This is a genomic window from Enterococcus sp. C65, from assembly GCF_040887165.1.
GTDB lineage: Bacteria > Bacillota > Bacilli > Lactobacillales > Enterococcaceae > Enterococcus_B > Enterococcus_B hirae.
This window is the reverse complement of record NZ_JBFOFG010000003.1, coordinates 167,789-181,610: the sequence shown is the minus strand read 5'-3', so window position 1 is coordinate 181,610 and position 13,822 is coordinate 167,789. Positions and strand designations below refer to the sequence as shown.

Sequence of the window (13,822 nt, the reverse complement as noted above, 5' to 3'; positions counted from 1 at the left end):
TTCTTTATACAAAAAGACCTGGATCAATCCACGAAAGGAGTTATCCAGGCTTTCCATTATTTAAAATAGCTATTTTCTCCCAAAGAATTCCCTTGTTCTTCTATCAATCCTTTTAATGATCTTTCTAAAACACCATGATTTTTATCTTTTCTTTTTGATGTCGCACTGAGTGGTTCTTTCTCAGCTTTGTTAAAAGGTTGTACAGAAGGAGAGCCGGCTTTTTTTGTTTGGTAAGGTACCGGTTCATTATCAAATAACAAATATGAATCTTTCATTTTTTTCATTGAATCAACTAGTTCTGCGTCAGAAATACTAGATACTTTTGGATCAGGAATAATTGATGCTGGCACATACTTAGGTACAAAGTAAGAACGCCCACGACCATTTTTTTGTTGGTTCGATGTATAGGCTTTGGTACTTGTGTGCTGCTCTTGACTCTTCTGACTATTCATTGAATCAGCCGCTTTTCTCGTCCGCTGATTAGTCAATGGGCGATTACTTGCTTGATGCGTATGATAATCAGGAAGCTGTTCTTTGTGTCTGACTAAATTTTCTTTTGGAATTGTTGATTTTTTTGAATTGCTCAAATTTCGACGTTTGCGTTGTTCTCTAGCATCGCCTTGAGCAAAGTGAAATTCTTGCATTTGCTCAAACATTGGTTGATTATTGTTTTCGGTTAATAGATCATCCTGTCCATCAAATAAAACACGCCTTTGGTTTTTTGCTAGTTTGACGCCAATTTCGTCATCATAGGCAGGAAAACGAAAATGTTTCCGTCTAATTTCATTCATTTTAAACCATCCTTCTCATAAATGGAACTTTTCTCAATCATAGCATAATTTTTTCATTTTCCATAGTAACCATAACTAAATTTAACCTCTTTCGACAGTCATCTGGTCGTTTCTCGAATGACCAATTCAGGGAAAAATCGACGGTATCCTTGACTTTCTCCTTTTTCGGTAATTTTTTTTAACAACATTTCACCACAAACTTCACCCATTCGTACGATATCTTGTTTTACCGTAGTTAATTTGGGTGAACTGATTTGGTCTAAAAATACGCCATCAAAGCCAATGACTCCAAAATCTTCAGGAATTTTCCCCTTTTCTTTAGCAATACCTCTTACAATCCCTAAAGCTAATCGGTCAGAGCTGCAAATAAAACAAGTCTTTGGTTTAATAGTTGACCAATGATCGGCAAGATATTTCTCTGCCATTGTCGAATGATTTGGGAAACGTAATATTTGCGGCTTCATGTTGGCTGTTTCCATAACTGAAAGGTAGCCTGCTTCTCTTGATAACTCAAATGGCTCATCCTCGTCAATCCCAATATAAATAATGGTCTCGTAACCGCATTCCATAGCATATTGTGAAGCCTTTGCTGTGCCATAATGGTTATCGCTATCTACATAATCATAGCCAAAACGATTTTCACCAAAAAGGACGACTGGTTTTTCCAATCGGTCGATCCAGTCAAAATCTTTTTCTCTCACCCCTGTAATGATGTAGCCGTCGCAAGACCCTACGTCAAATGCATTATTGGTTACCAACTGCAAAGAATAGTGCGCTTTTCCAATACATTTTGCAATTCCCATCAATAAATTCATATAATACGGTTCTGTTGTATCAATCTCTTCAAGGATGAAAAGTTTGATGATTTGTGACCGATTAGAAACGAGTGCTTTTGCTGCAATATTGGGGCGATAATCTAATTCTGCCATCGCAGAAAAAACTAATTCTTTTAACTCATCCGTTACTTGTTCCGGGTGATTGATGACACGAGACACCGTCATTTTGGATACATTTGCTTTTTTAGCAACATCAGCTAATGTTGGCATAGGTTGCTCCTTTCACAATAGAAAACTTTTTTCTGTTTTCTATCATTATAGCAAACTTGAAAGCGATAAAATGTAGAAATATCGTAAAAATCATCTGCACGCCAGCATCTTTTTAATAAAAGTTCACTAGAATCGAAAGCCAGTTACTCCATTTTATTAGAAAAATGTACGTTATCTCCATCTATTTTCTAGTTTCAGATATGAACTAGAAAATAGCAAAGAATGAGACTAAGCCAAAAATAGCCTCCTCTTCTAGTATCTCTAAAACGAATAAACGGTGTTTAAGGAGCAACAACATCAAAAAATTTGCCGAAATTGACTAAAAATTTGAGAAACACCTAGTAAGTATCCATCAACAGAAAAAACCAGTGTTTGTGTTTCTTGTCAATTTTTGGATATTCTTTCGTATTTCTTGATGCTAAACGCTTATTTCTCAACCTCAACTTCGATTATTTCATAGTATTGTTTACTTCTCTATCTATTTAAATTGTTATAAAAAATTAGAATACACCTGTCTTTTCTATTCTTTGGGTCCATTCATCATTTGCACCAAAAATTTGGTTGCTGTATCCATCAATGGGACTTTTACCATATGCTTTTCGGTTTGCGAATAATCAAAAACAATTTCTTGACCATAACGCTCTTTTTGATTATTTTTCACAAAATCATTGGTTTGTTGAAAGGGAATTTTCTCGTCTTTTTCACCGTGCCAAAAATATAAAGGTCGCCCAGCTAGTTTTTCTGGCTGCAAAGATAAATCATATTTTTCGACCCAAGAAATTAAATCAAAATAATCGTTCGGCAGTATGTATTGGTACTGATGAGCTCTTTTGTAAATTTCTTTAGCATACTGTTCAGGCGCAGGGGAACCCATCAGACAAATACCACCAACCAAATGCGGATGTTTTGTTAACAACGCACAAGTCGTCATCCCCCCCATTGAAACGCCACCTACGGCTACTTTTTCATGAAGAACATCTCGTTTTTCTAAGTGCTTCAATAAAGTCTCAAATTCAAATAAGTTTCCATAAATACTATTCCAAAAGGTAAAGGAAGGAATAGCAGAAACTATTTGCTTTCTTTCACCATGGTTCATTGCATCTGGTAGTAAGACACGAAATCCTTGTTTAGCAAACTTTCTTCCTTGTGTCAAAACTAATTCTTTACTCGTTTGCCAACCATGATAATAAATAATTATCGGAATTTTTTCAGCTCTTAATTCAGTTAGGACAACTTCTAATAATGGAATATTATTTACTTTACGTTTTAATATAATTGGATTCACTTCTTTAGTCTCCGATCTTCATCAAAATAGTCGAACGAAATATTTCCCATCCACTAACCACAATTTGAAATAAACAAATCGTACCAAACAAAATCAAAAATAAGCTCATCGTTCTTGAAAAGAGCAATAATGCTAAAAGACCAGCTAGTCCTAATCCTAAGGTAAGCAGTGGATAAATTGTGAAATTAAAAAAACTAGCAAAGCTGCCAAAAATATTTCCGATAAAGATCACGGAAAATAAAAAAATACTTAAAAGCAAGCTATCGGTCAATGATATCTGAAAGATATTATTATTGGCTACGATGGGCTGCTGAAGTGAATATAAATCTAAATACCCACAAGAGGCAACACTGAGAACATGAGTGACTCCTATGGCTCGGTTTATTATTTTCATTCGTATCACCAACTCTCTTTATAATTCTATTATAATCGTTTTATCATCATTTAGAACAAAAAAGGCTTAAATTTTAATTTTTTCTTTTTTCCAAATAATCGTTCACAATCAAAATGACCTAACAACCTATGAGTACCTCTTGATTTTTTGTCATGCTCCTCATTTTGACTGTCTAGTTCTGAAAAAACTTAATTCTTTTTTCAGGCATTTCATGTTCAAACTTCTCCTTTTTAAAATAGAGAATAAATATACTTTTGGGAAAATCTACATCAAACTGATCTATTATTAACTCATAAGTAATAATCAATGTTGTCACTAAATTTCTTTGTGAATAAAAACATTTAAGTGAGGCACATCATTAGTAAAACCTTTAATTAAATTAGTTTGAAAACTTGTAATTGAAGTTAAAATGAAATTTACCATATAAAAAAAGCCTTTATTTTTTATTTCCATTAAAAAGCATCGACATATACTCATCATTTTGTTATCATATATCTGATTAACACTATTTTTATCAGGAGAATATATGAAAACGAAACGACAGACAAGTACATTTTTGCACATAGGGACGCTTTTCGCCCTATTGACACTTTTTTTGTTCTTATGCTATTCCTATTTCAGATCTTCCGATATACCATGTAATGCCTTTGGCTGGTTATTGTTAGATCACCCCGGTTTAAGTCAGGTAGATGAGAGCCTCTTCTTGTTAATTCTTTCATCTTTGTGTGGTTTTATTTTTTCATTGGCTTTTCGAACATATGTGAAAAAACAAATCCCTAAAAAGATGGATGAAGCTGCTACAATTTTTGTTGCATCTAGGTTGCTCGCATTGCTGACCGTTTTATTCTATTCCTTTAACCAAAATTCATTGTTCTTTTTTATACTGAATGGACTGGTTATCATTTTATCCATCTTTACTTACTTTATTTTTTCACTAATATTCAAAAAGTTACACTTGCCACTTTTAATGCAACTAATCCCACTATTCTGCTTTGTCTATAGTGTCTTTTCTTTTCTTGTATTAGCGTTAGCGCCAACTTTTGATCCAGCAAATATTCAAATCACTAGTAATTTTCTTGAATTACTCTTCATTTCGTGTTTAGGAATGATGATGTGGCAAATAAGAAAAACAGTTCAGGACAAGTAAGTCTAAGTGCCTTGAACTGTTTTTTTTATTTTTCGGATGATATTGCTAATAAAGAATCCTTTACAATAGACATAAATGATTGAACTTTACATAAAAAACATCAAAGCTAGTCATTTCTGATAACTTTGATGTCTGAGGATTATTAACAGTTGAGTCTAAAAATTTTTCAGTTGATTTTTTCTATATAAGAAAAATCTGCTAAATTTAATTCCTTGATAAGACGATCATAGACTTTTCTAGCAATATAAGCATGCTCTTCCACGGTTCTTCCAGCAGCGATTTTGGGTAGTTGTCTTCTGCTGTTTGCCGTTTTAACCAACGGCAATGCTAATTGATAGTTGAGCTGATCATCAGTTTTCACAACTTTAACAGTATTCGACAAGATCAGTGAATCAAAGAAGATACTGGAACGACGATTCTTATATTTTTGAGCTTGGATACGCTCAATGATTACTTCAACTTGATCAAAATAATAAGTTTCGTTGACGTCACCGATCAGTTCTACAAGTTTTAAAAATTCTGATGGCACAGGTAATTGTTTCTTTTGTAAATAAAAATAATTGGCAAGAGAATAAGATAACTTGTTATGATAATTTAAAGAAACAAATCGATAATTCTCATTGCCAGCAACCTGTCTCGTCACAGGAATAAGATCTTCTAAGGTTGCATAAAAATAGGTTGAATTAGACACGAAACATTCTTGCCAACATTCATTTCCCATAACCAACTGTTTTTCCGTTTGCGACAAAGGACTAATAGCTTGTAAAATCTTGGCTGCAGCTTCTTCAATTTCTTTTTGATAAGTTTCTTCTTCAAATATTGGAAAATTCAACTTATAACGACGATTTTCCCGCTTGATTAGATTTTCATCAATCAACTGATCAAGAAAAGCTTCAAATTTCGGTTGATCAAAATTTTTTTTCAACTCTCTCAAAATAATGTCTTCTTCTTGATGATGATGCAAATACTCAATCAAAGTTGGAAAAACAGCATTGTTTACTAGTTTGCTAAGCAACTGCTGGTGATTATGTGAATAAAAATAGTTCATTTTTTCCCCTTCTCGTTTTCCCTAGCTCAATCGGAAATAGGCCGAAGAATCCCAAAAATACGAGCAACTATTTTCGGATTCTTCGGCTTATTTTTTAAAGCTGGATCACTTCTGTTCCAACCTCATTTTGATCGAACAAGCTAGGCTGGCATTGTGAGCCTGGAACAAATAGCTGTCAGGCTCTTTAATAAATCGAATAAAAGGTGTTAGCAACCCCTTAGCTAGCTTAGTTAAAAACTGCTGTTAGCTGAGGAACGACTTGTTTCTTACGAGAAACAACACCTTTTAATAAGGCACGATTGTTCGTTAATTTAACTTGGAAAGCTTCTTCGACTTTATCTAATCCTTGACCTGCAACTAATAATTCCGAATCGCTATCTAGGATATTCGTTACCACTAGGACAAAGAGGTCATATCCATTTTTAGCCATTTCTTCAGTCATCGCTTCTTCCAGTTCCGTTTGACGAGCCATTACTTCGCTTAAATCGACTGTATTCACTTGTGCAATACGGACATTAGCTTCTCCCATTGGGAAGCTTTTGGCATCAAGATCAAGTAAGGTTGCAGCTGATTTATCGCTAAGATTTGTACCGGCCTTTAACATATCTAACCCATAGCTTGTCAAATCAACGCCTGCAATTGTTGCAAGTTCTTTTGCAGCTGCCTCATCTTCTGATGTGCATGTTGGTGATTTGAATAGCAATGTATCAGATAAAATTGCAGAAAGCATAATGCCAGCAATCTCTTTAGGAAGTTCTACTTGGTTTTCTTTATATAACTTCAAAATGATTGTACTTGTACAACCTACTGGTTCAGCTCGGTAATAAAGTGGATTTGCTGTTTCAAAATTTGCAATCCGATGATGATCAACGACCGCTAAAATTTCTACTTCTGCAATATCAGAAATACTTTGTTGAAATTCATTATGGTCCACTAGCATCACTTGTGTTGCTTCTTCTTTTGCTGATTGAACGACACGTGGGGCAGATAACTTAAAGTAATCTAATGCATATTGTGTTTCTTCGTTAGGTGTACCTAAAGCTACAGCTTCAGTTTCTTTTCCTAGTTGATTTTGCAAGTGTGAAAAGGCGATTGCCGCTCCAATTGCATCTGTATCTGGATTTTGGTGACCAAAAACTAAAATTTTTGACATTTGTCTCGCTCCTTTATGGTTTCTCCTACTTAATAATAGCAAAAAAACCGAAAGAAGCAATACTGACGCTATAATTTCTAGGATGGAAGAAATTTCGATCCATCTTACTTTTATATCAACGAATCGTAAACAAAATTTTTGATAGCGCGAAGTACCATGGAACAGTCATTTAAAAAGTTGGCCATGCCATTACTCATTTCATTGCAGAACTCTTTGTACTGAAAGAAAAAGTTGGGAAAAGTAAATCATTTATCGTTTTTTTTCTTTACTAGCCTTTAATGACTACTTGAGTTTTGAGCAAACGGTTCAACTAAGCGGTTTTCAGCGATTACCTGTGCCATCCATAAACTTGATTGTTTCGGTAACCGTTTATAGCCATTGTCCAGATCGACACGATAAAAACCATATCTATTTTTATAGGCATTCAACCAACTCCAACAGTCAGCAAATGTCCACATATGATACCCAAAGCAAGGAGAACCTTCTGAGATTGCCTGCTGCAGTTGCGTCAAATGTTCAAATAAAAAATCAATTCGGTAGTTGTCGTCAATCATATTCTCTTTATTGTTGAACCGTTCTTCTTGCGACACACCCATCCCGTTTTCTGAAATATACCAAGGGATATTGCTATAACTGTTTTTTAACCGCATCGCAATATCATAGATTCCCCGCGGATAAATCTCCCAGCCACGATGTGGGTTAATTCGTTTCTCCGGCCAATCATAACCTCGGAATAAATCTCTTAGTCCTGTGATTGGTCGTTTCTTTTCTTGAGGTGCTTGAACACGTAACGGCTGGTAATAATTACAACCAATAAAGTCTACTGTATTCTCCGCAAAAATTTCTTTATCACCTGTTTCTGTTTTAGGAAGCAAATCACTTTCTCGTAATACCTCTACCAGCTCTTCTGGAAAAGTACCTCGTACCGCACAGTCCAGAAAGCTGCGAATATAAAACAGGTCTGCCCATTTTGCAGCAGCCACGTCTTCAGCTTCTTCGCTTTTAGAGTAAACGGGTGCTAAATTGAGAATGATAGAAATTTGTCCGTCATTAAAAGAAGAGCCCCGGTACTCCTTTACAGCTTTCGCATGCGCTAGTAGTGTGTGATAGGCAACTTGTATAGCTCGTTTAAAATCATGCACCTTGGGCCAATGTGCATCTCCCATATACCCACATTCGATGTGTACAAGAGGCTCATTGAACGTCGCCCATTTTTTTACTAAATCGCCAAAAGCTTCAAACGCAGTCTTTGCGTAAAATGCAAAATGATCCACTGACTCACGAACTTCCCAGCCACCTTTTTCCATCAGCCACCAAGGCATATCAAAATGGAACAAATTGATGATCGGCTCAATGCCATTATCCAGCATTTCCTGAAAATAGGCTCGGTAAAAATCAACAGCTTGCGGATTTAATGTCTTGCCATCCGGTAAAAGACGCGTCCAAGCAATCGATGTCCGATAGGAATTTAAATTCATTGCCTTCATACAGGCAACATCTTCTTTGTATTGATAATACGTATTAGAGGTATTTTCTGGTCCTGTTCCGTTATAAAACAATTCTGGTTCTATTTCAAACCACTTATCCCAAGTTGATGGGCTCTTGCCATCAACCAAAGCAGCTCCTTCTGTCTGAGGGGCAGAAGCCGCTGCTCCCCACAGAAAGTTTTGTGGAAATGTATCCATTTAAAATTTCCTTCCTTTTCTATCGTTTTATCCACTGATTCCCTTCAGTCAGTGAACCCAATGATCATCGTTCATGTTGGTTCATTCTTTTTCTCATTTATATTTACCATGATTTGGCAAAATTATTTAGTCAGTGTGATACTCGTTCTCTTTGATCTTTATCATGAAACCATTTGTTTGACCATCATCGCTATGCTAGTTGCTAATGATCTCATTTTGGTTTCTCCAAACTCTTGATGTTTTGTTCAAACAAAGCTAGACGCTAGGAACATCCCAAACGTCCACTTTGATGTTAAAGATGATTATTCGGTTTTAGCCCAACGATCATATGCTTTTTGATAAGTGCTGACAAAATCATTTAATCCCATTGATTTTAATGTACTGACATATTCATCCCATTTAGCCAAACTTTCCACACCTGTAATAAATTTAGCTTCCATTTGCTCTACATAAGTCCGAATGTCCGTCGCGTTGATCGCAATTTGATCTGCTTCATCTTTCGTCATATAAACAATTGGGAAAGGTACCTCGGTATTGGGCATGATTTTCTCGTTGATTTCTTTCATGCGAAATTCCGTCCATACACTAGGATCAGGATCGTTGACATTAGCTAAAACACTTTGGGCATAATCGTCTTCTAATCCCGGTACGACTAAGCCATAATCCATTGCAATTTTCCCACGGTCTTCTTCCATCTTTTGTTTATTTTCACCTGTATATACCCGAACTTTTTCTCCAGAATCGTTTGTTTCATATTTCCAAAATGCCCCTTCTGGACCTTTTGTCATTAAATCTTGTCCTTCTTCTGTGTAAAGATAGTCCGCCCATCGCATTGCTGCCTCTGGACTTTTACATTTATTGGTAATCGCAAAAGTTCCAGTTGTTACACGAGGATGACCTGGTGCTAAAGGTGTTTTTTGAATACTTGAAGTAACTGGTGAAAACATTGGATCTGATAAAGACTCCTCAGGCATTTTACCAGTAGCCATATATGAAGCATACGCGCCAAATAAACCGACTTTATCTGTTTGTGTGTTTCCTTGATACTTTTCTTCTGACTGCGAGAAGACTTCTGGGTCCAGCAATCCTTCTGAATAAAGTTTATTCATATACGTTAAATATTCCTTATAGTTAGCTGATGCAGCAGCATAACGCACTTTTCCGTTAACTTCTTCGATTCCTAAAGATTTCATACCAAAAGCAGGTAGCAACCACGTACGAATAATTGCCAACTTGTTGCCGTCTGATAACGGAATCTCATCTTGTTTGCCATTACCGTTGGGGTCTTCTTCTTTGAATCGCTTCAACAATTTATATAACTCATCCGTGTTTTTTGGCAATTCGGTTACCCCTAATTTTTCTAGCCACTCGCCGTTATACCATAAAGGTGAGATATAAAGAGGGCTAGAGGTATCTTCTGGATATAATCGTGGTAAAGAATAAATGTGACCATCTGGTGCAGTAATTGATTTTTTGAACTCTGGGTTCTCATCAAGGATTTTCTTTAAATTTGGCGCATAGTCATCAATCAAATCCTCCAAGGCAATTAAAATTCCTTGTGATCCATAATCTGATTGTTTGGCATTTGAAAGACCACTTCCTGCACCAAAAATAACATCTGGTAACTCACCAGAAGCAAAAGCCAAATTCAATTTCGCTTCAAAATCTGTACTTGGCGGAGTAATATAATCAAAATTGATTCCAGTTAATTCCGCTAACGCTTTAGCCGAAGCTAACTCATCCCATTCTGCTTCTCCACCAGGCGCCATCATCGTCATGTTGATTTTTTCTTTGACGATTGGCATTCCGGTTTTTTCAACGGCAATAGTTTCTTCTTTTCCAGCAGTATTTCCCTTGTTCCCACAAGCACCCAAAAGAGTTGTTGTCAACACTAATGATGCAATTACTAAATAACATTTTTTCATTCATTTCACTCACTCTCTTATTTATTTTTTAGTTAGCCTTTCAAAGAACCAACCATGACACCTTTAACAAAGTACTTTTGTAAAAACGGATAGATCATAATGATTGGTAATGTCGAAACGATCATTACTCCATATTTAATGACTTGTGCAAGCTGTTGTTTACTATAAGCCACTTCTGCTGCCGCTGCTGTCATCTCTGTTGTTCCTTTTGTTAAATCTTGATTCACTAAAATCTCTCGCAGGATTAATTGAAGCGGATACATTGATTTGTTTGTTAAATAGATTAACGCGCTAAAATAACTATTCCAATGGGCCACTCCGCAAAATAGTCCCATTACTGCAATAATTGGCATTGATAATGGTAAAACAATCTTCATAAATATCTGAAAGTCAGAACATCCATCAATCAATGCCGCTTCCTCCATTTCTCTAGGAATGGTAGATTGAAAGAAAGTACGTGTAATTGCAATATTATAAACTGAAACGGCCCCTGGAATAACTAACGCCCAAATCGAATCATTCATCCCTAGATTTTTAATCAATAAATAAGTAGGTACCAAACCGCCACTGATAAACATAGGAACCATCAAAAACTTCATAAATAGATTTTTCCCATAAAATTCTGCTCTTCCTAGAGCATATGCACAAGGAAGTGTACATAATAAATTGATAAATGTTCCTAGTAATGTGTAATAAATCGTGTTCCGGTAACCTTGCCAGATACTTTTATACGTAAAAATCGTTTTGTAACCATCCCAAGTGATCTTTTTTGGCAATAACCACATTTCTCCAGAATTGACGGAGGTCGGACTAGATATAGATGCGCTTATAACATAAATCAACGGATAAATAACCAACAAAAGGGCAATGGCAATAAACAAGTAGATGAGAAACATGAAAAATTTGTCACCTTTCGATGATCGGATCGCTTTTGAATACATTATTTTCCCTCCATTACCATAAACTTGTTTCGCTGACTTTACGCGAAATTTTATTTACTGTGATCAATAAAAATGCGTTGATTGCTGCATTGAACAGTCCGACAGCTGATGCATAGCTGTACTGTGCGTCAAGCAACCCTTGTTTGTAAACAAACGTGGCAATCACATTTGAAGAATCCATATTCAACGCATTTTGCATCAACAGGATTTTTTCATAACCTAATGACATCAAACTCCCCACATTCATGATCAGTAAAATAACCATAGTAGGAATGATAGTCGGTAGGTTGATATACCAGATTCTTTGCCATCTCGTTGCACCATCAACAGTTGCAGCTTCATGAAGCTGTGTATCAACACCAGATAATGCAGCTAAATAAATCACTGAACCCCATCCTGTTCCTTGCCAAACCCCAGATAATACGTAGATCGTTTTAAACCAACGAGGATCTGTCATGAAACTAATTCGCTCAAAACCTAGAAAAACCAGTAGATGGTTAATAATACCGGTGGAAGGCGTCAAAAAAGCAATTAACATACCGCAAACGACAACGACTGAAATAAAATTAGGTGCATAAGTCACTGTCTGCGTAAATTTTTTAAATTTTCCATCTTTCAACTCATTTAGTGCTAGTGCTAATATAATCGGTAGCGGAAATCCTACGACCAAAGAATATATACTGATACCTAACGTGTTTTTAATTAGATCCCAGAAATAGTAGGAATCAAAAAAACGTTGGAAATGCTTAAATCCTACCCAAGGACTTCCAAAAATTCCTAATGACGGGATATAATCCTTGAATGCTATAATCACGCCGTACATGGGACCGTAAGAAAAAACAGCAACCACCACCAATGCTGGAATGACAAAAACATACAGCTGTCGGCTTTTATATAATTTTTTTTTGATCTCTGACCATTTTGTTTTCTCTTTTTCTTTATTGACATCAAGTAATGCATCAGCCATTTTTTAACCTCCTTTTATGAAGTTCACTCATCTCTATCCTTGTGGCTTTTTTAAAATTTCAAGACCAATCAGCCCAATTGCTGGTTTCTCTAATTCACTGCTGAGGATATATATTTGATCTTCTTCCGTATATACTTCTAATTCTTTTTTTGTAGATAAATCTTTAATCACATGATATTTATCGGCCTCAATGTCAGCTAAAAATATTTTTTCTTGTGTAAAGCGAATACTTTGAAAGGCATAATGTATGGTTTGATCTTTGCTGTATGTTAATTTCCACTGATTTTGCCATTCTTTAGGTCGTGAGCGAGTTTCATAGATTCCTTCTCCATAGATATTTAGCCAATCCCCAATTTCCTGTAAGATTTTGGTTTCTTCATCAGTAAAGGTACCATCTGGTTTTGGCCCAACTCCTAAGATCAAATTCCCACCTTTGCTGACCACATCGACAAAAGTTTCCAATAGTTCTTGGGAACTCTTAAAGCGATCATTTGGTACATAGCCCCAATCATCACCAATCGGGATATTACTTTCCCAAACTTTCTTGGGAATTTCAGCTAGTTCTGGCACCTTTCGTTCAGGGGTCACATAGTTCTCATGTCTGCCCCCCATCATACGATCCACAATAATTAATTCCGGTTGCTTCTCACGAGCGATTTCTGCTAATCGATCCATTTCCAGGTCTTCTTTTTTCTGTCCACACCAACCAGCATCTAACCATAAAAGATCCACATGACCATAGTTATGCGTGATTTCTTTAATCTGATTATGAACAAAACTTACGTAACGTTGCCAAATTTCTGGGTAACGTTCCGTATCATAGCTCGCATGACGCCCCTTAATCGTATCGTCATCCAACCAATAAAACGGCGAATACCAATCGGCTTTTGAATAGTAGGCTCCTGTTGCTATTTCTTCCTTACGAAAAGCCTCAAAAACTTCTTTTAAAATATCTCTTTTAAATGGGCTTTGTTTACCGCCAACCTTATATTCTGTTTCAAGAGTATTGTACATATTAAACCCATCGTGATGTTTCGTTGTAAAAATACAATACTTAAAGCCTGCTTCTTTACATATACTTGCCCATTTCTTTGCCTGTAATTTTTCTGGGTTAAACTCTTTAATCAAATTCCAGTAGTCTAGTTGCAGTTGTTTAAAATCTTTCCGAAACTCACGCCCTTCTCTTGCCCAAAGGTCTTTTTCAGAAAGTTGCCAAGATTCTACGATTCCTGCTTGAGCATAAAGTCCGTAGTGAAAAATCACGCCAAGTTTTAAATCTTGAAACCATTCTAATCGTTCTTTTAGCATTTCTGTTTCTGGATAAGTCCTATGATCTAATTCAACCTCTTTAGGTACTTCGATATCTCCGCGTATCGCCATTTATGAAACCCCTTTCATGTTTGTGCTTTAAATTTACAAAAAAAGCAAGGCAACAGCAAT

At 36.0% G+C, this 13,822-nt stretch carries 11 protein-coding genes; all 11 read right to left on the bottom strand.

What is annotated here, in order from left to right; genetic code table 11:
- Nucleotides 1-56: 56 nt before the first annotated feature.
- The 11 genes from AB3I12_RS04455 to AB3I12_RS04405 all read right to left on the bottom strand — a co-directional run bounded on the left by AB3I12_RS04455 (nucleotide 57) and on the right by AB3I12_RS04405 (nucleotide 13,762).
- The gene (locus AB3I12_RS04455) at nucleotides 57-791 is read right to left on the bottom strand and encodes a hypothetical protein (RefSeq protein ID WP_010737399.1); all 735 of its coding nucleotides are present in this window, start codon (nucleotides 789-791) and stop codon (nucleotides 57-59) included.
- Nucleotides 792-889: 98 nt separating this feature from the next.
- Nucleotides 890-1,837: a LacI family DNA-binding transcriptional regulator gene (locus tag AB3I12_RS04450; RefSeq protein ID WP_063626961.1), complete on the bottom strand. Its 948-nt coding sequence runs from the start codon at nucleotides 1,835-1,837 to the stop codon at nucleotides 890-892.
- Between the two features lie 520 nt (nucleotides 1,838-2,357).
- On the bottom strand, nucleotides 2,358-3,122 hold the full coding sequence (locus tag AB3I12_RS04445) for an alpha/beta fold hydrolase (protein WP_063626959.1): 765 nt from the start codon (nucleotides 3,120-3,122) through the stop codon (nucleotides 2,358-2,360).
- Between the two features lie 4 nt (nucleotides 3,123-3,126).
- On the bottom strand, nucleotides 3,127-3,516 hold the full coding sequence (locus tag AB3I12_RS04440; protein WP_010719436.1) for a hypothetical protein: 390 nt from the start codon (nucleotides 3,514-3,516) through the stop codon (nucleotides 3,127-3,129).
- 1,313 nt (nucleotides 3,517-4,829) lie between these two features.
- Nucleotides 4,830-5,711 carry a DUF1803 domain-containing protein gene (locus AB3I12_RS04435; RefSeq protein WP_063626956.1) on the bottom strand — a complete coding sequence of 294 codons (882 nt, stop codon included), beginning with the start codon at nucleotides 5,709-5,711 and terminating at the stop codon, nucleotides 4,830-4,832.
- 226 nt (nucleotides 5,712-5,937) lie between these two features.
- Nucleotides 5,938-6,864, bottom strand: a complete 927-nt coding sequence (locus AB3I12_RS04430) for a manganese-dependent inorganic pyrophosphatase (RefSeq protein ID WP_010719439.1) — start codon at nucleotides 6,862-6,864, stop codon at nucleotides 5,938-5,940.
- Between the two features lie 275 nt (nucleotides 6,865-7,139).
- Complete coding sequence (locus tag AB3I12_RS04425) at nucleotides 7,140-8,549, bottom strand: glycoside hydrolase family 1 protein (RefSeq protein ID WP_010719440.1); 1,410 nt, start codon at nucleotides 8,547-8,549, stop codon at nucleotides 7,140-7,142.
- A gap of 302 nt (nucleotides 8,550-8,851) precedes the next feature.
- Nucleotides 8,852-10,474 (bottom strand): extracellular solute-binding protein, encoded by a 1,623-nt coding sequence (locus AB3I12_RS04420; protein WP_063626954.1) that lies wholly within the window; start codon nucleotides 10,472-10,474, stop codon nucleotides 8,852-8,854.
- Between the two features lie 32 nt (nucleotides 10,475-10,506).
- A complete protein-coding gene (locus AB3I12_RS04415; protein ID WP_034700323.1) occupies nucleotides 10,507-11,415 on the bottom strand; it encodes a carbohydrate ABC transporter permease in 909 nt (302 codons plus the stop codon).
- Nucleotides 11,416-11,428: 13 nt separating this feature from the next.
- The gene (locus tag AB3I12_RS04410; RefSeq protein WP_034867549.1) at nucleotides 11,429-12,382 is read right to left on the bottom strand and encodes a sugar ABC transporter permease; all 954 of its coding nucleotides are present in this window, start codon (nucleotides 12,380-12,382) and stop codon (nucleotides 11,429-11,431) included.
- Nucleotides 12,383-12,415: 33 nt separating this feature from the next.
- Nucleotides 12,416-13,762, bottom strand: coding sequence for an alpha-L-fucosidase (locus AB3I12_RS04405; RefSeq protein ID WP_063626953.1), 1,347 nt, complete (start codon nucleotides 13,760-13,762; stop codon nucleotides 12,416-12,418).
- Nucleotides 13,763-13,822: the final 60 nt, after the last annotated feature.